Origin of the sequence: Actinomadura craniellae (assembly GCF_003289645.1) — a bacterium.
Taxonomy (GTDB): Bacteria; Actinomycetota; Actinomycetes; order Streptosporangiales; family Streptosporangiaceae; genus Actinomadura_D; species Actinomadura_D craniellae.
This window is the reverse complement of record NZ_QLYX01000002.1, coordinates 206,752-229,780: the sequence shown is the minus strand read 5'-3', so window position 1 is coordinate 229,780 and position 23,029 is coordinate 206,752. Positions and strand designations below refer to the sequence as shown.

The following is a 23,029-nucleotide window of genomic DNA, read 5'->3' as shown; positions in this document are numbered from 1 at the left end:
GAGAGGCCGCGCGTGGAGACATCGGTGGACGCCGGGCCGGAGCCGGGACGGACGGCCTCCCGGCGGGAGTGGGCGTACAACGAGCTGCGCCGCCGGGTGATGGTGGGCGAGTTCGGGGTGCGCACCCGGCTGGTGGAGGAACAGCTGGCCAAGGCGCTGGGCGTCTCGCGAACCCCGGTGCGGGAGGCCCTGGTGCGGTTGCAGACCGACGGGCTGGTGGTCCGCGAGGACGGCGGCTACTACGTCGCCGTCCCGGACGTGTCCGGCCTGCGCGACCTGTACGAGCTGCGGATCACGATCGAGCTGCGCGGGATCACCCGGGCGGTGGAGTCGGACTCGGTCCGGCACGACGCCGCGCTGCTGGAACCGCTGCGCGACCGCTGGCGGGAACTCCAGGCCGACCCGCCCGAACCGGACCCGGGCTTCGTGCTGCTGGACGAGGACTTCCACGTGACGCTGCTGCGCGCGTCGGGCAACGTGGCGTTGACGGAGGCGCTGGAGGCCGTCAACGCCCGGATCCGGGCGGTCCGCATGTACGACTTCCTGACCGCCGACCGGATCGAGCAGTCCAGCGCCGAGCACTACCAGATCGTCGACCTGGTGCTGCTGGAGCGGCTGCCCGAGGCGCTCACCGCGCTGCACCGCCATGTCGGGGAGTCGATGGAGGTCGTCGAGCGCCGGGCCGCCCACGCGATCACCCAGATGGCCCTGCACCGCGGGGGTGCGTGATGACCGCCCCGCCGCTGCTGGAGGTGCGCGGCTACACCTGCCGGTTCGGGGAGGTGCTGGCCAACGACGCGGTGGACTTCGACGTGCGGCCCGGCGAGGTGCACGCCCTGGTGGGGGAGAACGGCGCGGGCAAGAGCACCCTGCTCAAACTCGTGTACGGCGTCCACCGTCCCGACGCCGGTGAACTGCTGCTGGACGGCGAGCCCGCCGCGATCACCTCACCCACCCGGGCGCGGGCGGCCGGCATCGGCATGGTCTTCCAGGACCTGCGGCTGGTCCCGGCGCTGACCGTGGCCGAGAACATCGCGCTGGCCCTGCCCGGCCGCGGCTCCCGGGGCGACCGGCTGCACCGGCGGATCACCGAGGCCGCCGGGCGGTACGGGCTGGCCGTCGACCCGGCCGCCCGGGTCGGCCACCTGTCGATCGGGGAGCGGCAGCGCGCCGAGATCCTCAAGGTGCTGATGGCCGGGGCGCGCATCGTGATCCTGGACGAGCCGACCAGCGTCCTGGCCCCGCAGGAGGTCGAGGCGCTGCTGGCGGCGATCGGGGAACTACGCACCCGGGGCCTGGGCGTCGTGCTCGTCACCCACAAGCTGCGCGAGGTCCGCGCCGTCGCCGACCGGGTCACCGTGCTGCGCGGCGGCCGGGTGGTCCTGGCCGGCGCCGATCCGGCCGGCCACGACGACGCCGCGCTGGTCCGGGCCATGGTCGGCCGGTCCGTCCCGGCGCTGCCCGCCGAACGCCCCCCGGTGCCGGACGACGCCGCCCCGGTGCTGCGGCTGCGGGACGTCACCGCGCACGGCGACGACGGCCGGGTCGCCCTGCACGGGGTGACGCTGACCGTCGCCGCCGGCGAGATCGTCGGGGTGGCCGGGGTCGCCGGCAGCGGCCAGCGCGAGCTGTGCGAGGTGGCGCTGGGCGTGCGCCCGGCGATCACCGGGCAGGTGGAGATCGGCGGGGTCCCGCTGGCCGGCGGGGCGCGCGGCGCGCTGGCCGCGGGGGTGGCGGCGGTGACCGAGGACCCGCTGACCGACGCGGTGGTGCCGGGGATGAGCGTCCTCCAGCACATGGCGCTCGGCTCGCCCGAACTGCCCCGGCGCCGGGCGGACGTCGACTGGCGGCGGGTCACCGAGGCCGCCCGCGAACTCGACGCGGCGGTCGGCCTGGGCATGGCCGCCGGGCACCGGACGCTGGCCCGGCTGTCCGGCGGGAACGTCCAGCGGGTGCTGCTGACCCGGGCGCTGGGCCGCCCGGATGTCCGGCTGCTGGTGGCCGCCTACCCGAGCCGCGGTCTGGACGTCGCCACCACCCGGCGCACGCAGGAACTGCTGCTGGCCCGGCGGGCCGCCGGGGCGGGCGTGCTGCTGGTGTCGGAGGACCTGGACGAGCTGATCGCGCTCAGCGACCGGATCGTCGTCATGTACGACGGCCGGGCGGCCGGAACCGTCCCGGCCACCGGCGCCGACCGGCAGGAGATCGGCCGGCTGATGCTGGGGAGCGCCGCATGACCGCCACCGCGCCCGCCGCCGCACCCGTCCTGCCCGAGACCACCGCCCCGTCCCGGGGCCGGGCCGCGCTGTCGGCGGCCGGGCGCTGGGCCGCCGCGCTGCTGGGCGCGCTGGTCCTGTTCTGCCTGCTGCTGGCCGCCAAGGGCGCCGATCCGCTGGCCGTGCTGTCCGGCATGGTCACCTCGACGCTCACCAGCCCGCCGACCCTCGAACAGATCGCCATCAAGGCGGTGCCGCTGGTCCTGGCCGCCCTGGCGGTGGTGATCCCCGCCCGGGCGGGCCTGACCAACGTCGGCGGGGAGGGCCAGGTCGTGATCGGCGCGGTCGCCGCCGCCGGGATCGGCCTGGCCCTGGACCCCCGGCTGGCCGGATCGCTGGTCCTGGTCCTGCTGCTGGCGGGCGGGGCGCTGGCCGGGGCCGCCTGGGCGGGGCTGGCGGCGGCGCTGCGGCTGACCGCCGGCGTCAACGAGGCCGTCACCACGTTGCTGCTGAACTACATCGCCCTCGACGTCCTGCTGTACCTGATCTACGAGCCGTGGAAGGACCCCGCCGGCTCCGGCCAGCCCGCCACCCGGCCGCTGGAGGTCGCCGCACGGCTGCCGCTGCTGGCCGGCACCGCCGTGCACGTGGGCGTCATCGTGGCCCTGCTCGCCGCCGCCGGGACCTGGTTCGCGCTGCGCCGCACCGCGTTCGGCTTCCGGCTGGGCGTGGTCGGCGGCAACCCCGAGGCGGCCGGGCGCGCCGGGCTGCCGGTGCGGCGGCTGCTGCTCACCGCGATGCTCGTCGGCGGGGCGCTGGCCGGGCTGGCGGGGGCGGTGCATCTGGCCGGGGTGGAGTTCAAGCTGCGGCCCGGCCTCACGACCAACATCGGCTACCTGGCGTTCCTGGCGAGCTGGCTGGTCAGGCACCGGCCGCTGCCGGTGATCGGTGCGGCGCTGCTGCTGGCGGGCGTCACCATCGCCGGCGACAGCCTCCAGCTCGACAGCGGCCTGCCCGCCGCGACCGTCCACGTCCTGACCGGCCTGGTGCTGCTCGCGGTGCTCGGCTGGACCCGCCGCAAGGGGAGCGACCGATGAGCGACCTGATCACCGATGTGCTGTCCGGCGGGGTACGCGGCGGAACGGCGATCATGCTGGCCGCGCTGGGCGAGACGCTCGCCGAGCGGGCCGGGGTGGTCAACCTCGGCACCGAGGGATGCCTGCTGGTCGGGGCGCTGGCCGGGTACGCCGTCGCGGCCGAGACCGGCAACCCCTGGGCCGGGCTGGTCGCGGGCGCGCTGGCGGGTGCCGGGCTGGCGCTGCTGCACGCGGCGCTGGTGATCTGGCGGCGCGCCGACCAGTTCGCCACCGGGCTGACGCTGATGTTCCTCGGCCTCGGCCTCACCTCGCTGTTCGGCGCCGCCTACGTCGGCAAGGCGGCCCCCGGGTTCGCGCCGGTGGAGGTCCCGCTGCTGGCGGACCTGCCGCTGCTCGGCCCGGTGCTGTTCCAGCACGACCCCGTCACCTACGCCTCCTACCTGGTCGCCCCGCTGATGTGGTGGTGGCTGCGCCGCACCCGGTCGGGGCTGCTGGTGCGGACGGCCGGGGAGCGCGCCGACGTGCTGCCGCTGTACGGCTACCGGGCCGGGCTGATCCGCGGCTCGGCGGTGGTCGCCGGCGGCGCGCTGGCCGGGCTGGGCGGCGCGCAGCTGTCCACCGCCTACGCGCACGCCTGGTTCGAGGGGATGACCGCGGGCCGCGGGTTCATCGCCGTCGCGCTGGTGATCTTCGCGGCGTGGCGCCCGCTGCGGGTGGTGGCCGGCGCCTACCTGTTCGGGGCGATGCTGGCGGTCGCCCCCGTCCTGCAGGCCCGGGGGCACGCGCTCAACCAGTTCGCGCTGGACGCGCTGCCGTTCGTGATCACCCTGCTGATCCTCGCCGTCATCGGGCGGCGCACCCTGCGCGCGGCACCGCAGGAGCTGCGCCGCGTCTTCGAGAGCTCCTCGACGAGCTGACCCCCGCCGAAAGGACCCTGCCCATGTTCACCAGGTCACGTATGCCGAAAATCGCCGCGATCACCATGACGGGCGCGCTGCTGTCCGCCTGCGCGGCCAACACCGCGGGCTCGTCGGCCGGCGCCGGTTCCGGGGCGCCCGGCAAGGGCACCGAGGCGGTCGGCTTCATCTTCGTCGGCCCCAAGGACGACTACGGCTACAACCAGGCCGCCTACCAGGGCAGCCAGGCGGTCGCCAAAGCGTTCCCCGACCTGGACGTGCTCACCGCCGAGAACGTGCCCGAGGACGACAACGCCGCCCGGGTCATGAACAGCATGATCGCCAAGGGGGCGAAGGTCATCTTCGCCACCAGCTACGGGCACCTGGACGCCGCCCTCAAGGTCGCCGCCGAGCATCCCGACGTGGCGGTCGTCCAGCAGGGCAACCTGATCACCAAGGCGGTCCCGCGCAACGCCGGCACCTACTTCGGCACCGTGTACGAGCCGGTCTACCTCGCCGGGGTCGCGGCCGGGCGGGCCACCAGGAGCGACAAGCTCGGCTACGTCTACGCGTTCCCGATCAACCAGACCATCAGCAACATCAACGCCTTCCAGCGCGGGGCGGCCTCGGTCAACCCCAAGGCGCGCACCTTCGTGGTCAACACCTCCTCCTGGTGCGACCCGGCCAAGCAGGCCGAGGCCGCCGCCAACCTGCTCAAGCAGGGCGTGGACGTGATCACCCAGCACCAGGACTGCACCGCGACGATCATCAAGGCCACCGAGGCGGCGGGCAAGTACACCGTCGGCTACCACGCCGACGCCTCGTCCCTGGCGCCCAAGGGCTGGCTCACCGGCTCCCAGTGGCAGTGGGCCGCGCTGTTCACCGACATCGTGCGCACCGCCCGCGATGGGAAGTTCACCGGAAGCAAGTACAACGCCAACTACCGGGTCGGGTTCAAGACCGGGCAGAACCCGTTCGTCCAGTCGCCCTTCGGCCCGTCCGTCACCGGCGAGGTCAAGGACGAGGTCGCCCGGGCGCGGTCCTGGCTGGCCACCGCCCAGGGCTCGCCGTTCGCCGGGCCGGTCACCGACCAGGGCGGCACGGTCCGCATCCCCAAGGGCACCGTGCCCGACTACCCCGCCATCGAGAAGATCGACTACTTCGTCGACGGGGTCGTGGGGAAGCTCCCCAAGTGACCCGGCACGTGGCGGGGACCACGCCCTACCCCTGGCCCTGGCACGGGCGGCTGGACCCGGCCGCGCTCGCCCTGCTCGTCGTGACCTGCCCGCAGGCCGAAGGGCAGGCCGAGCCGGCCGGCCTGGCCGCCGCGGTGCGGGCGGCGGGCGGGCTGGTGGTGGACGTCCGGGTCCGGGGCGCAGGCGCGGCCCCCCGGACCCGGGCCGACCTCGCCGTCACCGCCCCCGGCTGGGACGGCTTCCACGGCAGCCCCCTCGACGGGCTGCTGCGCGCCCGCGGCCGCGACCTGCTGCTCCTGGCGGGCGCCCACCTGGAGACCGGCGTGCACTCCACCCTGCGCTCGGCCAACGACCGGGGCTACGAGTGCCTGCTCGTCCACGACGCCTGCGCCGCCGCCGAACCCCCGCTGCGCGCCGGCGCGCTGTCCACGATCGAGATGTCCGGCGGGATCTTCGGCGCGGTCGGCACGAGCGCCGCCGTGATCACCGCACTCAGCTCCCCGGGAGGCACCCCGTGACCACCGTCCAAGCCGAACCGTACGCCTGGCCCTACGACGGCGTCCTCGACCCCGGCACCACCGCCGTGCTGTGCATCGACTGGCAGACCGACTTCTGCGGCCCCGGCGGGTACGTCGACGCCATGGGCTACGACCTGTCGCTCACCCGGGCGGGCCTGGAACCCACCCGGCGGGTGCTGGACGCGGTGCGGGCGCGCGGCTTCACCGTCGTGCACACCCGGGAGGGGCACCGGCCCGACCTGGCCGACTGCCCGCCCAACAAGCTGTGGCGGTCCCGCCGGATCGGGGCGGGGATCGGCGACGCCGGCCCCTGCGGTCGCATCCTGGTGCGCGGCGAGCCGGGCTGGGAGATCGTGCCCGAGGTCGCCCCCGCCGACGGCGAACTGGTCGTCGACAAGCCGGGCAAGGGCGCGTTCTACGCCACCGACCTGGACCTGCTGCTGCGCACCCGGAGGATCACCCACCTGATCCTCACCGGCATCACCACCGACGTGTGCGTGCACACCACCATGCGGGAGGCCAACGACCGCGGCTACGAATGCCTGCTGCTGACCGACTGCACCGGCGCCACCGACCAAGGCAACTACGCGGCGGCCGTGAAGATGGTCACCATGCAGGGCGGGGTGTTCGGGGCGGTGACCACCTCGGACCGGCTGCTGGCCGCACTGTGACCTCTCGGCCGGACACGTCCGGTTCCCACCCCGAACTCGCTGGAGGTTCCGTGCCCACCCATGATCGACTGCGGGCCGCCGACCGGGTCCGCGGCGCGTACGCCCGGATCGCCGAGGCCGGCCGCCCCGAGGCGTGGATCACGCTGCGTTCCGAGGCCGACGCGCTGGCGGAGGCCGAGCTGATCGACGCCCGGGCGGCGGCGGGCGAGGACCTGCCGCTGGCCGGCACGGTCGTCGCGGTCAAGGACAACATCGACGTCGCCGGGCTGCCCACCACGGCCGGCTGCCCCGCCTACGCCTACCACCCGGCGGCCGACGCGCCCGCCGTCGCCCGGCTGCGGGCCGCCGGGGCGGTCGTGCTCGGCAAGACCAACATGGACCAGTTCGCCACCGGGCTGGTCGGCACCCGCACCCCGTACGGGGTGACCGGGTCGGTGCGCGACCCCGCCCTGGTCTCGGGCGGGTCCAGCTCCGGGTCCGCCGTCGTGGTCGCCCTCGGCATCGCCGACCTCGCGCTGGGCACCGACACCGCCGGCTCCGGCCGGGTGCCCGCCGCGTTCCAGGACATCGTCGGCCTCAAACCCACCCTCGGGCTCATCCCCACCGCCGGGGTCGTGCCCGCGGCCCGGTCCTTCGACTGCGTCAGCGTGTTCGCCCGCACGGTCGCCGACGCCCAGGCCGCCGCCCACCTGATGACCGGCCCCGACCCCGCCGACCCGCGCTCGCGCACCTGGCCCGCCGACGCCCCCCTGGCCGCCCCGCCCCGCCCCCGGGTGGCCGTCCCCGACACGACGCCCCCGGGGCTGGCGGAGCCGTGGGCGGCCGCGTTCGACCGGACGCTCCGGCGGCTGGCCGAGGCGGGCGCCGAACTGGTCCCGATCGACGTCGAGCCGTTCCTGGCGGCGGCGCCCCTGCTCTACGACGGGGCGTTCGCGGCCGAGCGGTACGCCGCTGTCGGGCACTTCATCGACGAGCATCCCGGCGAGGTGGACCCCAGCGTGCGCGCCATCATCGGCGCCGCCGGGTCGATCACCGCGGCCGCGCTGGTCGCCGACACCGAGCGGCTGGACCGGCTGCGCGCCCGGGCGCTGGCCGCGCTGGACGGTGCCGACGCGCTGCTGCTGCCCACCGCCCCCGAACACCCCGCGATCGCCGCGGTCGCCGCCGACCCGATCGGCGTGAACAGCGGGCTCGGCGCCTACACCAACTTCGTCAACCCGCTCGACCTGTGCGCGCTGGCGGTGCCCGGCGAGGACGGGTTCGGGGTGACCGTGCTCGGCCGGGCGTTCGCCGACCACGCCGTCGCCGACATCGCCCGGCTGCTGCACCCCGCCCCGCCCGTCCCCCCGGCGGCGCCCGCCCTGCCGCTGGTGGTGGTCGGCGCCCACCTGTCGGGCGGCCCGCTCAACCACCAGCTCACCGCCCGCGGCGCCCGGCTGTCCGGCCCGGTCCGCACCGCCCCCCGCTACCGGATGTACGCCCTGCCGACCACCCCCGCCAAACCCGGCCTGGTCCGCGTCGCCACCGGCGGGCACTCCATCGAGGGCGAGCTGTGGCTGCTGCCACCCGCCGCGCTGGGGACGTTCCTGGCCGAACTCCCCGAACCGATGGCCCTCGGCCGGCTCCTGCTCGACGACGGCACCACCGCCACCGGTTTCCTGTGCGAACCGCACGCCGTCATCGGCGCCGCCGACATCTCCGCCCACGGCGGCTGGCGCGCCTACCTCGCCACCCGATGACGGCCCGGCGGCCGCCGGCGTCCCGGGACGGGCCGGCCGGCGGGCGGCGTCCACCGCACAAGATGGCCACAACCAGCCATTCGGCCTCTACGCGCGGTGACGGGTTCTACCGTCGGTGCGGTGGGTGCTCTCATCGCGGCGCTGGTCGCCGCATCGGTCGGGGCGGTCGGCATCGGCCTCGCAGGGGTGATCCTCCGACGCGACCGGCCGCCCGGTGCCGTTCCCGCGCCGGGCGGCCACGGCCCGTACGGGCCCCCCGGGCCGTACGGGGCGGGCCCGGCCGCGCCCGTGGGACAGACCCGATGGCTCTGGGGATGCGCCGCGGCCGCCTTCGTGGCGCTGGTCCTCCTGATCCTGGCGTTCCTCGTCGTGGCGACGGCGTCCGACGACCCCTCCGACCCCCTGCCCCTGATCTCGTCCCCCGCTCCCTCGGGGTCGTCGCCGAGCCCCGTGCCGAGCCCGGAGCCCGTCCCATCGGGCGGTGACCCCAGGCCCGGGCCGACGGTCACCGTCACCCAGGCGGGCCCGCCCCCGGCGAGCGGGACGGGCGCCGCGTGGATCGCCGCGCTCGGCGCGGTCCTGGCGGGAGTCGGGGCGCTGGCCTCGGGAGCGGCGGCCATGCTCCAGGTCCGCCAGTACGCCGGGAGGCAGGGCGAGCCGTGAGGCGGCGGCTTCCCGTGGGCCCGGAGCCCCGGCGGGGTTCGCCTCGCAGGTGACGTGCCGCCGAGGACGCCGGTCCGTCCGCTGCGCGCACGATTCGACAGCTCCGAACGCCCTCTGGTCTCCTGGTCTCCCATGGGGACCAGGAACGCGGACGTGAAGGCGGGAAGGCGGCTCGGCTCCCGGGGGAGCCGGAGGGTCTCCGCACTGGTGATCTCCATCATGTTCGTTGTGAGCGCCTGCGGCGGGGGGCCGGCGGCGACCGGCGAGCATGCGACGCGGCCCGAAACCGGTACCGCCGGCGCGCCGACGCTCCGCGGGGCGGTCGACGTCCGCGCGGAGCTGCGCCGGTTGGAGGCTTCCTTCCAGGGGCGCATCGGGGCGTTCGCGCTCGACACGGGCACCGGAAGGACCGTCGGCCACCGCGAGCACGAGCGCTTTCCCGGCAACTCCACCTTCAAGGCGATCCTGTGCGGCGCGATCCTCGCCAGGGCGCGCACGGCCGACCCGGGCCTGCTGGAACGGACGCTGCGGTGGACGAAGGACGACCTGGTCGCCCACTCGCCGATCACCGGCCTCCGGAAGAACGTCGAGGGCGGGATGACCGCCGCACAACTGTGCCACGCGACCATCACCACCAGCGACAACACGGCGGCGAACGTGCTGCTCGAGCAGATCGGCGGCCCGCCGGGAATGACGCGTTACTACCGCTCGCTCGGTGACCCGGCCGGGCGGCTGGACCGCTGGGAGACCGAGCTCAACGTCTGGCGTCCCGGCGAGCGGCGCGACACCATCACGCCCGCCCTCATGGCCCGCGACCTCCACCGGCTCACCCTGGGCCCCGCCCTCGTCCCGCAGGACCGGCAGCGGCTGGTCGGCTGGTTGCGGGCCGCCACCACCGGTGCCGCCCGCATCCGCGCCGGGCTGCCCGCCGGCTGGACCGTCGGCGACAAGACGGGCACGGGCGGCGGCGCCCACCCGACCGCGAGCGACATCGCGATCGCCTGGCCGCCGTCCGGTGCACCGGTGGTCATCGCGATCTACACCTACCGCACCGCGCCGGGTGGCACGGTGGACGACCGTGTTCTCGCGCGGACCGCGTCCCTGCTGGCCCGCGGGCTGGGCCGAATCTCCTGACCCGCGGCGCCTTCCACCGCCGGAGGGCGACCTCGGGTGTTCGCGGCCCGGCCCGGCATCTCCCGGGCCGGTGCTCCGGCTCCCGGGCGGCAGGGAGGCGGACGGGCGTCAGCCGGGATCGGCCGCCCACCCCGGCGGCGCCGCGGCGGCCGCTTCCGCCCAGGCGGGCACACCGCCGGGCAGCGGCCAGGCCCGGGTCCGCTCACGTTCGGCGGGGACACCCGCGTACACCGCCCCGAAGTGCCACTGCCGGGCTCGGGCGGCGCCGTCCACACCGGGACGGCCGGCCCCGCGGTCGCGTTCCAGCCGAGCCGCGATGACGGACTCGTTCCGCGTCACGTGGCCGATCCGCTCGTCGATCTGCCCGGGGGAGGGGGCGAGGGACAGTTCCAGCGCGGGCGGGAGGACCTCCTCCGCGAGCGCGGCGGCCAGCCGGGCGTGCCCGTCCAGCAGGAGCCAGCCGTCCAGGCCGCTGACCCACCACAGCAGCAGCGGCGGCAGCACACCCTCGCGGGCGAGCTTGCGGTACGCCTTCACCCTGCCCTGCTCCGTACCGGGCGGCGGCCGCATCGGCAGCACACCCTGCCAGCCGGCACACCAGTCCAGGTACCCCGCCGGGTCGGCGGCGAGCTCGTGCCGCCAGACGGCCTCCGCCCACGACGGCCGCCAGGGCCGCAGCGCCCACCAGCCGGTGTGCAGCGGGCCCGCCCCGCCGGACAGCCAGGTCGCGTACCGGTGCGGCCAGGACGGCGCCGCCCGCGCCACCGCCGCGGTGATCGGCGGCAGCACCGGGACGTACCCGGGCAGCCGCAGGTAGTGGACGCCGTAGTTCCCCCGGGCGACCTTGCCCAGCAGCACCGGCCGCGTCTCCTGCCACACCCGGAACCGGTCGCGCCCGGCGACCTCGACCCGCAGCCGCGGGCGCGCCGGCGCGTCCAGGCCCAGCCGCAACCCGCCATCGGGGAGATCGTCGCGCCGCATCCACCCCAACCTAACGAAGCCGGTACGTCCTGGACGCCGCCGTGCCGGCCCAGGGGAGTCGATTTCGAAGGATTCGTAGCGCCCCGGTGGCCGCCATGGTGCTGGGCCAGCAGGTCGACGCCCTCCCGGCACCGAGGGACGTGCACGGGCGGCCCGAACCCGCCGGCCGTGCACCGATGGTCACGCTTGACTTCAGGTGCACATGAACCTTGATAGTTGCCGCATGAGCAACCAGACGCCTCCGGAGGTCGCCCGATGAGCCTCCTGGACCGGATCCTGCTGCCCGGCACGGTCACCGAAGTCGAACACCTCACCCGGCGGATGCGCCGCGTCCGGATCGCCGGTCCGGCCCTGCGGGACCTCGCCTGGGTCCCCGGCCAGAACGTCCGGCTGAAGGTCGGGGACCTGGGGTCCCCGCAGACCTGGCTGCGCGGCCTCCGGGACGTGCTCCGCAGCTACTCCGTCTGGGCCTACGACCCGGATGGCCACCTGGACCTGTGCATCCTGGACCACGACGGAGCGGGCCCCGGCGCGCTGTGGTCCCGGCGCGCGGACACCGGCCTGCCGATCGCGCTGACCCGGCCGGAGGGCAGGCTCGTCCTCCGGCCGGACGCGCCCTTCCACCTGTTCGTGGGCGACGAGACGGCCTCGGTGGCGTTCGGAGCCATGCTCCGCGACGTGCCCGGCACCGCCCAGGTCCACAGCTGCGTCGCCGTCTCCGACCCCGCCGACCAACTGCCGCTGCCCCGCGAGCTGACCTGGGCGTACCGGAACGGAGCCACGGACACGGACACCCTGCTCCGCGGCGTCCGGGCACTGGACCTCCCCGACGGGCCCGGCGTCGCCTACGTCGCCGGCGAGGCCCGCGCCTGCCAGGCCGCGCGCCACCACCTCGTCCGCGAACGCGGCTGGCCGCGCACCGCGATCAGGGTCAAGGCCTTCTGGGCCCCCGGCAAGCGGGGACTGGACTAGACACCGCCCCGACCCGCCGGGCCGGACTTGTCGACCGTGATGCCGCGCGGGCCCTCCAGCGACCGCGCGTGGCATCGTGGAGCCGTGTTCGACGATGTCTCCGTGCCCGTGCCCGTCCTGCGGGCGGCGGCGGGGCGTCCGGTGCGGGCGGTCTGGGAGAACGAGGCCGGCGGGCTGACCTTCCAGGTGGGGGAGGGGCCCGGCCGGTGGTTCGTGAAGTGGGCGCCGGCCGGCGGCGTCCTCGAACTGGCCGCCGAGGCGGCCCGGCTGCGCTGGGCGAGGGCGTTCACTCCGGTTCCCGAGGTGCTGGAACTGGGCTCCGGCGCGGACGGCGACTGGCTGGTCACCGCGGGCCTGCCGGGGGAGAACGCGGTCGCCGAGCGGTGGCTGGCGGACCCGGCGACGGCGGTCGCCGCGATCGGGGCGGGCCTGCGGGCGTTCCACGACGCCCTGCCGGTGGCGGAGTGCCCGTTCACCTGGTCGGCCGGGGAACGGCTGGCGGACGCCCGCCGCCGCGCGTCCGCGGGGCTGATCGACCCGCGCGGCTGGCACGCGGACCACCGCCACCTGGCCGGGGTGGACGAGGCCCTGGCCGTGCTCGCGGACGCCCCGCCACCCGACGCGCTCGTGGTCTGCCACGGCGACACCTGCGCGCCGAACACCCTGCTGGACGGCGACGGGCGGTGGTCCGGGCACGTCGACCTCGGTACGCTCGGCGTCGCCGACCGGTGGGCCGATCTGGCGGTCGCCACCTGGAGCACCGGGTGGAACTACGGCCCCGGCTGGGAGGAACCACTGCTGGCCGCCTACGGCGTCGAGCCGGATCCGGAGCGCACCCGCTACTACCGGCTGCTGGCGGACCTGGGGCCGTGACCGGCCGGAAAATGGATTGGCCGGGTCAGGGGACCGCGCGTAATGTGCGGGGCATGTGCGTGAACGCGATCGTGAGCCGGGTGGTCACCGGGGTGACCACCCGCGCCGTGGACTACCGACGTCCGCGCGGGCGGCGCCCTGCCCTGGACCTGACGGGCCGCGCCGACATCTGATCCGCACCGCTTCCTTGAAGATCGCCTGACGTCCTGACACGGCGTCGCGGGCCGTCGTGCCCGCAGATGTCCGCCGCCTTTCGCGGTCCGGGGCCGCCGAGTGCCCATCGACCATCTCGGACGGGCCCACGGAACGCGCCGCGCTCTCCGCACGACCACTGATCCCGTGCTCGTGCCGACTCCGGCGAGAACACCCGTGCCGCCCGTCCGCCCGGCCCCGAGGCCGGTAGCGAAGGACGGCGTCCATGACGTACAACCCACGAATCCAGTTCGGCGACCACGGCCACCGCAACCCGGGCGGTGCGGGACGGCGCGGCGGCGGGCCTCCCGGCCGCGGCCGGAACCGGCGCGCCCTGTCGCAGAACTTCCTGCATGACCGCCCCACGATCCAGCGGATCGTGCGGGCCGCCCGGACCGGCTCCGGTGATCTCGTCGTCGAGGTCGGCGGCGGCGAGGGCGGCCTGACCGCCGCGCTCGCCGCCCGCGCCGGGCAGGTGGTGTCCTACGAGATCGACCCGGTCATGGCGGCCCGGCAGCGGGCGCGCTGCCGGGACCTCGCCAACGTCCGGTGCGTGCTGGGGGACTTCCTGCGCAGCCGCCCGCCGGGCGTGCCGTTCGCCGTCGTCGGCAACATCCCCTACTCGGTGACCGCCAAGATCGTCGAGTGGTGCCTGCGGGCGCCCCGGCTGACGTCGGCCACGCTGGTCACCCAGCTGGAGTACGCGCGCAAGCGCACCGGCGACTACGGCCGCTGGAGCAAGGTGACGGTCGAGAGCTGGCCCCGGTTCGACTGGGAGCTGGGAGGACGGATCGACCGGGACAAGTTCCGCCCGGTGCCCGGCGTGGACTCGGCGATCCTGCGGCTGGAGCGGCGGGGCACCTGCCTGCTGCCCGACCCGGCGCTGCCGGACTACCGCGGGTTCGTCGAGGTCGGGTTCGGCGGGGTGGGCGGCTCCCTGCACGCCTCCCTGCGCCGGGCGTTCCCGAAGGGCCGGGTGGACGCGGCCTTCCGCGCCACCGGCCTCGACCGGGAGACCGCGGTGGGCTTCGTGCACCCCGACCAGTGGCTCGGTCTCTTCCGCGTCGTGCACGGCCTCCCGCCGGATCGGGCCTGACGGCGCGCCGCGTCCCCTTTCGGTAGCGTCGGGTCCATGCGGCTTCATGTGGGATGCGCGATGTGGACCCATGCGCCCTGGCAGGGGCGTCTCCTGCCACAGCCGCTCCCGCCCAGGGAGCGACTGCGGGCCTACGCGACCTGGTGCAACGCGGTGGAGGGCAACACCACCTTCTACGCGACACCGGCCCGGAACACGGTGGAGTCCTGGGCGCGGCAGACCGACCCCGACTTCCGCCTCCTGACCAAGCTGCCCAAGTCGATCACCCACGAGCGCTGCCTCACCGGCGCCGACGAGGAACTCCGGTCGTTCCTGACGGCGATCGAACCGCTCGGCCAGCGGGCGCACGCCCTCTGGGTGCAACTGCCCGGCTCGTTCGGCCCCGCCGACCTCGGCACCCTGGCGGCCTTCCTCCGCGGCCTGCCGCGCTCGCACCGGTACGCCGTCGAGGTCCGGCACCGCGCGTTCTTCGAGGACGCCCGGGCCGAGCGCATGCTGGAGCGCGTCCTCACCGACGCCGGCGCCGAGTGGGTCCCGTTCGACACCGTCGCCCTCTTCCAGAGCCCCCCGACCAGCGACGCCGAACGCGACGCGTGGGCCAAGAAGCCGCGCATGCCGCGCCGGGTCCGCGCCCTCACCGACCGCCCGATCGTCCGCTACCTCGGCCGGGACGACCCGGCCCGCACCGTCGAGGGCTGGCAGCCCTGGATCGGCACGGTCGCCGGCTGGCTCCGCGAGGGCCGCTCACCGACCGTGTTCATCCACACTCCCGACAACGCCGAGGCGCTCACCCTCGCCCGCCGCTTCCACGACGACGTACGCGCCTACCTGCCCGGCGTCGACCCTCTGCCCGAACCCCTCCCGGCCGAGCCGCTCACCCTCTTCTGACCGGCCGAGCCGTCGAAGCGAGGCGTCCCGGGAGATCTTGCGGCGCGCCGGACGGGTGGGGTTAGAGTCCAGGTAACCGCATGATCGTCGGTGGCCCGCTCGCGATCGAGGTTGCACCGCAGGGCCCGGTGATCCGGCCACGGAGGTAACGCCATGGACATCAGGGACTACGCGGACAGGGTCTGGGCCGGCGAGGTCGAGGACAGCATCGCGCACGCCGGGATGAGCGGCGGCGGGGTGGTGGAGGTCGCCGACGGGCTCGGCTGGCAGGCCGGGTTCGGGAACGTGATCGCGTTCCGCAACGCGGACGAGCTGATCCTCTTCGACACCGGGAACGCGGTGACCGCCGAGCAGATCCACGCCGGCGTCCGGGAGTGGACGGACCGCCCGCTGACCACGGCGTTCTACTCGCACGGGCACATCGACCACGTGATGGGCCTGGGGCCCTTCGACGCCGAGGAGGGCTCCCGGCCCCAGGTCGTCGCGCACGAGCTGGTCCGTGACCGCTTCGACCGGTACGTCCTCACCGCGGGGTACAACTCGGTGATCAACCAGCGGCAGTTCCGGCTTCCGGGGCTGCGCTGGCCGACCCGGTACCGGCAGCCGGACGTGACCTTCCGCGACGCGATGACCGTCACCCGGGGCGGGCTCACCTTCGAGCTCTTCCACGCCAAGGGGGAGACCGACGACGCCGCGGTGGCCTACGTCCCCGAGTACCGGCTGCTGCTGCCCGGTGACCTGTTCATCTGGCTCGCGCCCAACTGCGGCAACCCGCAGAAGGTGCAGCGCTACCCGCGCGAGTGGGCCCAGGCGCTGCGCCGCATGGCCGCCCTCGACGCCGAGATCATGATGCCCTCGCACGGTGTGCCGATCTTCGGTGCCGACCGGGTCGCCCAGGCCCTCCTGGAGACCGCCGAGTGGCTGGAGAGCATCGTCGAGCAGACCCTCGCGATGCTGAACGAGGGGTGCCGCCTCGACGACGTCGTGTCCGCCGTCGTGCCTCCCGCGCACCTGGCCGACCGCGTCTACCTGCAGGCCAAGTACGACGAGCCGGAGTTCATCGTCCGCAACCTGTGGCGGATGTACGGGGGCTGGTACGACGGCAACCCGGCCCGCCTCAAGCCCGCCCGGGACGCCGACCTGGCCCGCGCCGTCGCCGGCCTCGCGGGCGGCGCCGCCCGGCTTGCGGATTCCGCCCGCCGGGCCGCCGCGGCCGGGGACCTGCGGGTGGCCGCCCACCTGGCCGAGATGGCCGTCCAGGCGGACCCCGGCGACGCGCGCCTGCACGAGGTCCGCGCCGAGGTCTACGCCGCCCGCGCGGAGGCGGAGCCCTCCCTGATGGCGACGGGCATCTACACCTGGGCCGCCGAGGAGTCCCGCCGGGCGGCGGGCGGGGACGGGGCCGCTCCTTCCGGGCCCACCTGAGACGAGCCGCGAAGCCGGCCGTCGGGGGATGGTTGCCGAGCCAAGTTGTTCTCATAGTGAGTGCATCTCGGGAGAATATTTCCTGGTCGTTTCCTTGATGGGTCATTTGGGGCAACCCATTGACTATGTCGCACATCACCCCATACTGTCCCGCTCAAGAGAACGCCGTATCGGTGAGCCGAACATTCGGGAGTGGGGCGATGGAAGACCTTCAGCGGCAGTCCTCCGCCGACCACGGTGCCGAGCGGCGGCCGGCGGAGGAGCGGTCTCCCGCCGCCCTGGTGGACCACTACCTGCAACTGTGCGAGGACCGGCGGCTGGCGGAGGCCGCGCTGCTCCTGGCCCCGGACGCCCGGCTGTGCTTCCCGGGCGGCCGGATCCACACCTCGCTGCCGCAGATGGCCGCCGCGGCCGCCGGCCACTACCGGTGGGTGCGCAAGCGGCGCGACCGCTACTTCGAGGCGCCGGGTGACGGCTCCGACCGGGTCGTCACCTCGCTCGGAACGCTCTACGGCGAAGACCTCGCGGGCGAGGCGTTCTCCGGTGTCCGGTACGCCGACGTCTTCGTGCTGCGCGACGGCCTGATCGCCGAGCAGCACGTCTTCAACGATCTCCCCGAGGCCGGGATCACCCGGGTCCCCGCCTCCTGACCAACCCCCAGGCTCGAACGAGGTGCCGAATATGCAACTTCCCCTGCGCGTGGGTGCCCTCACCCTCGCCCTCACCACCGCCTTCGCGCTGTCGGCCTGCGGCTCGGACGACAGTGAGGGCCCCGGCGGCACCACCAAGCTCACCCTCGCCGTCTCCTCGGCGGTGAACGCGCCGAAGGAGGAGGTCGCCACCTACGCCGTCGCCAAGGACCAGGGCTTCCTGGCTGAGGAGAAGCTGGAGGTCTCCACGATCAACGCCGACGGTTCGGTCGCCGCGATCCAGGCGGTCGCCTCCGGCAGCGCCGACATCGTCGGCGCCGACGCGGGCTCGATCCTCGCCGCCCGGCAGAAGGGCCTGAAGATCAAGGCCATCGGCGGGCTGGTGCAGAACTGGCCCTGGAAGATCGCCGTCAAGCAGGGCAGCGCGATCAGGACCGGGGCTGACCTGCGGGGCAAGAAGATCGGCGTCATCAGCCTCGCCTCGGGCTCGGCGCCGTACGCGCGGGCCTTCGTCCGCAACGCCGGGCTCGACCCGGAGAAGGACGTGGACCTGGTGCCGGTCGGCGTGGGCGCCCAGGCGGCCGCCGCGATCAACGGCGGCAAGGTCGACGCCCTGGCCCTGTACGACCAGGCGTACCAGGTGATCACCAACTCCGGTACGGCCTTCGACTACCTGGCCAACCCGGACATGTTCCAGGGCATCCGGTCGATCACGTTCGCCGTCCGGGAGAACTCCCTGGCCAAGGACCGGGACGCGATCACCCGCTACCTGCGCGCCGCCTACAAGGGCATGCTCTTCTCCGCGGTCAACCCCGAGGCCGCGATGAGCATCGGCTACAAGGTCTTCCCGGCGATCCTCGCCGGCAAGGACGCCAAGGCGCAGCTGCCGGGCGACACCAAGGTCATCAACGCCTGGATCAAGACCGCCGTCCCGCCGACCGGCAAGCCCGAGACGTACGCGAACTGGGGCGCGATCAGCGACGCCGAGTGGGACAAGACCCAGACCTACACCCAGGGAGCCGGCCAGATCACCGAAAAGGTGAACCTGCCCGACGTCTGGGAGCCCGCCCTGCTCGCCGGCGCAAACCAGTTCGACGCCGCCGCCGTCGTCGCCAAGGCGAAGGCCTACCCGGCGAGCTGACGGTCCCGCGCCGCACAGAAAGGAGCGCCCCATGGCCATCAAGCTGCTCGGCCGCCGCCAGTCCGCCCCGGCCCCGGTCACCGCGGACGAGGAGGCGTGGATCGAGATCGACGGGCTGCAGAAGTTCTACCGGCCGCGCCGGTCGGAACCGACGCACGCGCTGTCCGACATCGGCTTCACCGTCCGGCGGGGGGAGTTCGTCTCGGTCGTGGGCCCCTCCGGCTGCGGCAAGACCACCCTGCTGAAGATCCTGGCCGGGCTCATCCCGCGGAGCGAGGGCACGGTCAAGATCGCCGGGCGGGACGTGCTCAAGCCCATCCCCGAGGTGGGCATGGTCTTCCAGGCGGCGACCCTGCTGCCCTGGCGGACCATCCTGCAGAACGTCATGGTCCCGGCGGAGGTGCAGCGGCTCGACGCCTCCACCCACCGCGAGCGGGCCCGGGACCTGCTGAAGATGGTGGGCCTGGAGGGGTTCGAGGACAAGTACCCGAGCGAGCTGAGCGGCGGCATGCAGCAGCGCGCCGGGATCTGCCGGGCGCTGATCCACGACCCGGCGGTGCTGCTGATGGACGAGCCGTTCGGCGCGCTCGACGCGATGACCCGCGAGCACATGAACGTGGAGTTGCTGCGGATCTGGCGGGAGAGCGGCCAGACCATCGTGTTCGTCACCCACTCGATCTCCGAGGCGGTGTTCCTGTCCGACCGGGTGATCGTGCTGAGCAGCCGTCCCGGCCGGATCGCCGAGATCGTGCCGATCGAGCTGGGCCGCCCGCGGGACATCTCCATCGTGTCCTCGGACGCGGCGGGCGTCTACGTCGAGCGGATCCGCGAACACTTCAACGGCGCCGGCGCCATCGACTGACGAGGACGACCATGACCACCACCAAGGCTTCCGGGAAGGCCCCCGGGAAGGCCCCGACGACCGGAACCCGGCGCAGGCCGCGGCTCGACCTGCGGGAGAACCCGGAGTTCGCCCTCGTGCCCGCGGTCTTCGTGATCGTGCTCCTGGGCTGGGAGTACCTCCTCGGGCCGCTCGGCGTCGAGGAGTACGTGCTGCCGCGGCCGTCCCAGATCGCCGCCTCGCTCGGCGACCAGCTCTCGGACGACCTGTTCTGGGGACACCTCTGGGTCACCCTGAAGGAGTCGCTGGCCGGCTACCTCATCGGCGTCGTCACCGCGCTGGTGCTCGGCACGCTGATCTCGCAGATCCGGCTGGTCGAGCGGACGCTGATGCCCTACATCGTGGCCTTCCAGACCGTTCCGAAGGTGGCGCTGGCCCCGCTGTTCGTCGTCTGGTTCGGCTTCGGCATCACCAGCAAGATCGTGATGGCCGCGGTGATCTCGTTCTTCCCGATGCTGGTGAACGTGATCGAGGGCCTGCGCTCGGCGGACGCCGACCGGATCCAGATGCTGACGGTGTTCGGCGCGAGCAGGTCCCAGGTGTTCCGGATGGTCCGGCTGCCCACCGCGCTGCCGTTCATCTTCGCCGGGCTGGACATCGGCATCGTGTTCGCGATCCTCGGCGCGGTCGTCGGCGAGTTCATCGGCGCCAAGGAAGGGCTCGGGTACCTGCTGCTGCAGACCAACTACAACTTCGACATCTCCGGCATGTTCGCGGTGCTGGTCGTGCTGTCGCTGCTCGGTCTCGTCGCGCACTTCCTCATCCGCGCCGTCCAGCGGCGCTTCGCCTTCTGGGCCGAGGACAACCGGGTGATCGGCGCATGAGCGGCCCCGACGCGCACCGGCTCGACGGCCGGGTCGCCCTGGTGACGGGCGCGGGCCGGGGCATCGGCGCGGCCATCGCGGCGACGCTCGCCGGGTACGGCGCCACCGTCGCCCTCGCCGACCTGCTGCCGGACGCCGAGTGGGACCTGCCGGAACTCACCGGCGCCGGGCACACCCGGCACCGGGTGGACGTGCGGTCCACGGAGTCCTGCCGGGCCCTGGTCGCCGAGGTCCTCGCCGCCCACGGACGGCTGGACCACCTGGTGAACAACGCCGGGATCGTCCGCCGCGGCCCGGCCGCCACCATGACCGAACGCGACTTCGCCGACGTCGTGGACGTCAACCTGACCGGTACGTTCCGCATGTCGCAGGCCGCCCACCCGGCGCTGCGCGCGTCGGACGGCGCGAGCGTGGTCAACCTCGGCTCGACCAACGGCCGGGTCGCCGTCCCCGACTCCCTCGGCTACTGCGTGAGCAAGGCGGGCGTCATGCACATGGCCCGGGTGCTCGCGCTGGAGTGGGCCCCGGACGGCATCCGCGTCAACGCCGTCGGACCGACGATCGTGCCGACCGCGATGACGGCCGACGTCCGCGCCGACGACGCCTACATGCGGGACAAGATGGCCAGCATCCCGCTCGGCCGGATGGCCCGCCCCGAGGACGTCGCGCACACCGTCGCCTTCCTGCTGGGCCCGGCCGCGGCCATGACCACCGGCCAGACGATCTTCGTGGACGGCGGTGTCACCGTCCGTTGACCGCCCGCGAATTCGACGTGTCATCGGTGGTGCCCGGCCGGCGATGGCCGTTGACTTGCCCGCATGACCGACTTCCCGCCCCCCGCGGCCGAGCCCGGCCCCGCGCCCCACGAGGTTCGCATGGACATCGATGACCTGGCAGAAGAGCAGGGTCCGCCCCGTTCGGGCATCGCCCGGGCGCTGGCGGTGATGGACGCCGTCGCCCGGTCCGCCGAGGCGCAGGGCGTCTCGATGATCGCCCGGGAGACCGGCCTGTCCAAGGCGGTCGCGCACCGGATCCTGCGCGAACTGGTCGCCGGCGAGTTCCTGCGGTTCGACGAGGGCACCAAGGTCTACCGGCTCGGGTCGCTCGCCCTGAACATCGGGCTGGCGGCGATGCGCGAACTCGACGTCGTGACGATCGCGCACCGGCACCTGGTGGCCCTGTCGGAGCGGACGGGGGAGACCGCCACCCTGTCGCTGCGGCAGGGGTGGTCCCGCGTGTACGTCGACCAGGTGCTGTCGTCGCACGAGATCCGGATGTCGGTCGCGCTCGGGACCAGCCACCCGCTGCACGCCGGTTCGTCCTCCAAGGCCATCCTCGCCGCGCTGCCGGACACCGAGGTGGACGACTACATCGTCCGCCACCGGCTGGACAGCGTCACCGACGCGACGATCACCTCCGCGGAGACCCTGCGGGAGGAGATCGCCCGGATCCGGCGGTCCGGCTACGCGGCCAGCTCCGGCGAGCGGCAGTCGGGCGCGGCGAGCGTCGCCTCGGCCGTGTACGGCGCGATGGGGCAGACCGTCGGCTCGATCTCGGTCTGCGGGCCGCAGGACACCTTCACCCGCGGCCGCCGCGACGAGCTGGCCGTGCAGGTCATCGCGACGGCCGCCGCGGTCTCGGCCGACCTCGGCCACCGCCCGGTGGGAGAGGGCACGGCTTGACGGCGGGTACTGACCGACTACGGCACGATTCGGGGGAAACGATGCAGGACGGGCCATTGCAGGGACTGCGGGTCCTGGACGTCTCGACGATCCTGGCGGGACCGCTGTGCGCGCAGATCCTCGGGGACTTCGGCGCGGACGTGCTCAAGGTCGAGCACCCGGCCACCGGCGACGCCATGCGCGGGCACGGCAAGTCCAAGGACGGCCACCCCCTGTGGTGGAAGGAGGTGTCCCGCAACAAACGGACGATCGGCCTGAACCTGGGCCGGCCGGAGGGCGCCGAACTGCTGCTGCGCCTGGCGGAACGGTCGGACGTGCTCGTCGAGAACTTCCGGCCCGGCACGCTGGAACGCTGGGGGCTCGGCCCCGACCGGCTGCACGAGGTCAACCCCGGCCTGGTCATCGTCCGGATCACCGGGTTCGGGCAGCAGGGCCCGTACGCGGCCCGCCCCGGGTTCGGCACCCTCGCCGAGGCGATGAGCGGGTTCGCCCACCTCACCGGCGACCCCGACGGCCCGCCCACCCTGCCCGCCTTCGGCCTGGCCGACAGCGTCTGCGGCATCGCCGCGTCGTCGGCGGCGGTGATGGCGCTGTATCACCGGGAGCGGTCGGCCGACGGCCGGGGCCAGGTCATCGACATGAGCCTGCTGGAGCCGCTGATGACCGCGGTCGGCCCGTCGCCGACCGTCTACGACCAGCTCGGGATCGTCGAGACCCGGCACGGGAACCGGTCCACCAACAACGCGCCGCGCAACACCTACCGGACCTCCGACGGGCACTGGCTGGCGGTGTCCACCAGCGCCCAGCCGATCGCCGAACGGGTGATGCGGCTGGTCGGCCACCCCGAGGTGATCGACGAGCCGTGGTTCGCCACCGGCCGGGGCCGCGTGGAACACGTGGAACTGCTCGACGAGCTGGTCGGCGACTGGATCGGCGGGCGCACCCGCGCGGCGGTCGTCGCCGCGTTCACCGAGGCCGGGGCCGCGGTCGCGCCCGTCTACGACGCCCGGGACCTGACCGGGGACCCGCACGTCCGGGAGACCGGGATGCTCACCACCGTCGAGGACCCCGACCTCGGCCCGCTGCTCATGCACAACGTGATGTGGCGGATGTCGGAGACCCCCGGGCGCATCCGCTTCACCGGCCGGGCCCGCGGCGCCGACACCGACCAGGTGCTGGCCGGCGAGCTGGGCCTCGATGCCGCCGAACTGGCGGAACTACGGGAAAGGCAGATCGTGCGCTGAGCCGGAGCGAGCAAGCAGGCAGCCCGCGGA

At 74.2% G+C, this 23,029-nt stretch carries 23 protein-coding genes; 22 read left to right on the top strand and 1 reads right to left on the bottom strand.

Annotated features, from left to right (window positions below; translation table 11 throughout):
- Positions 1-12: 12 nt before the first annotated feature.
- From DPM19_RS04715 to bla, 10 genes are all read left to right on the top strand, one after another.
- Positions 13-729 carry a GntR family transcriptional regulator gene (locus tag DPM19_RS04715; protein WP_233509850.1) on the top strand — a complete coding sequence of 239 codons (717 nt, stop codon included), beginning with the start codon at positions 13-15 and terminating at the stop codon, positions 727-729.
- Positions 729-2,237 carry an ABC transporter ATP-binding protein gene (locus tag DPM19_RS04710; RefSeq protein WP_111863544.1) on the top strand — a complete coding sequence of 503 codons (1,509 nt, stop codon included), beginning with the start codon at positions 729-731 and terminating at the stop codon, positions 2,235-2,237. Before DPM19_RS04715 ends, DPM19_RS04710 begins: the two co-directional genes overlap by 1 nt.
- On the top strand, positions 2,234-3,313 hold the full coding sequence (locus DPM19_RS04705; RefSeq protein ID WP_111863543.1) for an ABC transporter permease: 1,080 nt from the start codon (positions 2,234-2,236) through the stop codon (positions 3,311-3,313). Before DPM19_RS04710 ends, DPM19_RS04705 begins: the two co-directional genes overlap by 4 nt.
- A complete protein-coding gene (locus DPM19_RS04700; RefSeq protein ID WP_111863542.1) occupies positions 3,310-4,230 on the top strand; it encodes an ABC transporter permease in 921 nt (306 codons plus the stop codon). The genes DPM19_RS04705 and DPM19_RS04700 overlap by 4 nt, the downstream gene beginning before the upstream one ends.
- Positions 4,231-4,253: 23 nt before the next feature.
- Positions 4,254-5,405 carry a BMP family ABC transporter substrate-binding protein gene (locus tag DPM19_RS04695; protein ID WP_111863541.1) on the top strand — a complete coding sequence of 384 codons (1,152 nt, stop codon included), beginning with the start codon at positions 4,254-4,256 and terminating at the stop codon, positions 5,403-5,405.
- Positions 5,402-5,923 carry an isochorismatase family protein gene (locus tag DPM19_RS04690; RefSeq protein ID WP_111863540.1) on the top strand — a complete coding sequence of 174 codons (522 nt, stop codon included), beginning with the start codon at positions 5,402-5,404 and terminating at the stop codon, positions 5,921-5,923. The genes DPM19_RS04695 and DPM19_RS04690 overlap by 4 nt, the downstream gene beginning before the upstream one ends.
- Entirely contained in the window at positions 5,920-6,594 is a 675-nt protein-coding gene (gene biuH / locus DPM19_RS04685) for a biuret amidohydrolase (RefSeq protein ID WP_111863539.1), read from the top strand. Before DPM19_RS04690 ends, biuH begins: the two co-directional genes overlap by 4 nt.
- A gap of 50 nt (positions 6,595-6,644) precedes the next feature.
- Positions 6,645-8,333, top strand: coding sequence for an allophanate hydrolase (gene atzF / locus DPM19_RS04680; RefSeq protein ID WP_233509849.1), 1,689 nt, complete (start codon positions 6,645-6,647; stop codon positions 8,331-8,333).
- Positions 8,334-8,453: 120 nt separating this feature from the next.
- On the top strand, positions 8,454-8,996 hold the full coding sequence (locus DPM19_RS04675) for a hypothetical protein (RefSeq protein ID WP_146778740.1): 543 nt from the start codon (positions 8,454-8,456) through the stop codon (positions 8,994-8,996).
- 219 nt (positions 8,997-9,215) lie between these two features.
- Complete coding sequence (bla, locus tag DPM19_RS04670) at positions 9,216-10,130, top strand: class A beta-lactamase (protein WP_111863904.1); 915 nt, start codon at positions 9,216-9,218, stop codon at positions 10,128-10,130.
- A 108-nt stretch (positions 10,131-10,238) separates the two neighbouring features.
- Here bla and DPM19_RS04665 read toward each other — a convergent pair whose 3' ends face one another.
- On the bottom strand, positions 10,239-11,111 hold the full coding sequence (locus DPM19_RS04665; RefSeq protein WP_146778739.1) for a hypothetical protein: 873 nt from the start codon (positions 11,109-11,111) through the stop codon (positions 10,239-10,241).
- Between the two features lie 255 nt (positions 11,112-11,366).
- Here DPM19_RS04665 and DPM19_RS04660 point away from each other — a divergent pair, with 255 nt between their 5' ends.
- From DPM19_RS04660 to DPM19_RS04605, 12 genes are all read left to right on the top strand, one after another.
- Positions 11,367-12,083 carry a siderophore-interacting protein gene (locus DPM19_RS04660; protein ID WP_111863536.1) on the top strand — a complete coding sequence of 239 codons (717 nt, stop codon included), beginning with the start codon at positions 11,367-11,369 and terminating at the stop codon, positions 12,081-12,083.
- An 84-nt stretch (positions 12,084-12,167) separates the two neighbouring features.
- A complete protein-coding gene (locus DPM19_RS04655; RefSeq protein ID WP_199484852.1) occupies positions 12,168-12,956 on the top strand; it encodes an aminoglycoside 3'-phosphotransferase in 789 nt (262 codons plus the stop codon).
- Between the two features lie 418 nt (positions 12,957-13,374).
- On the top strand, positions 13,375-14,244 hold the full coding sequence (gene erm / locus DPM19_RS04650) for an ErmE/ErmH/ErmO/ErmR family 23S rRNA (adenine(2058)-N(6))-methyltransferase (protein WP_111863534.1): 870 nt from the start codon (positions 13,375-13,377) through the stop codon (positions 14,242-14,244).
- 36 nt (positions 14,245-14,280) lie between these two features.
- On the top strand, positions 14,281-15,132 hold the full coding sequence (locus tag DPM19_RS04645; protein ID WP_111863533.1) for a DUF72 domain-containing protein: 852 nt from the start codon (positions 14,281-14,283) through the stop codon (positions 15,130-15,132).
- Positions 15,133-15,285: 153 nt separating this feature from the next.
- Complete coding sequence (locus tag DPM19_RS04640) at positions 15,286-16,557, top strand: alkyl sulfatase dimerization domain-containing protein (protein WP_111863532.1); 1,272 nt, start codon at positions 15,286-15,288, stop codon at positions 16,555-16,557.
- A gap of 200 nt (positions 16,558-16,757) precedes the next feature.
- The gene (locus DPM19_RS04635) at positions 16,758-17,207 is read left to right on the top strand and encodes a nuclear transport factor 2 family protein (RefSeq protein WP_111863531.1); all 450 of its coding nucleotides are present in this window, start codon (positions 16,758-16,760) and stop codon (positions 17,205-17,207) included.
- Between the two features lie 31 nt (positions 17,208-17,238).
- Complete coding sequence (locus DPM19_RS04630; protein ID WP_111863530.1) at positions 17,239-18,348, top strand: ABC transporter substrate-binding protein; 1,110 nt, start codon at positions 17,239-17,241, stop codon at positions 18,346-18,348.
- Between the two features lie 31 nt (positions 18,349-18,379).
- Entirely contained in the window at positions 18,380-19,210 is an 831-nt protein-coding gene (locus tag DPM19_RS04625) for an ABC transporter ATP-binding protein (RefSeq protein WP_111863529.1), read from the top strand.
- 11 nt (positions 19,211-19,221) lie between these two features.
- Complete coding sequence (locus DPM19_RS04620; RefSeq protein ID WP_111863528.1) at positions 19,222-20,073, top strand: ABC transporter permease; 852 nt, start codon at positions 19,222-19,224, stop codon at positions 20,071-20,073.
- The gene (locus tag DPM19_RS04615) at positions 20,070-20,828 is read left to right on the top strand and encodes an SDR family NAD(P)-dependent oxidoreductase (RefSeq protein WP_111863527.1); all 759 of its coding nucleotides are present in this window, start codon (positions 20,070-20,072) and stop codon (positions 20,826-20,828) included. The genes DPM19_RS04620 and DPM19_RS04615 overlap by 4 nt, the downstream gene beginning before the upstream one ends.
- 63 nt (positions 20,829-20,891) lie before the next feature.
- Complete coding sequence (locus DPM19_RS04610; protein ID WP_199484851.1) at positions 20,892-21,755, top strand: IclR family transcriptional regulator; 864 nt, start codon at positions 20,892-20,894, stop codon at positions 21,753-21,755.
- Between the two features lie 41 nt (positions 21,756-21,796).
- A complete protein-coding gene (locus DPM19_RS04605) occupies positions 21,797-22,999 on the top strand; it encodes a CaiB/BaiF CoA transferase family protein (RefSeq protein WP_111863526.1) in 1,203 nt (400 codons plus the stop codon).
- Positions 23,000-23,029 lie beyond the last annotated feature (30 nt).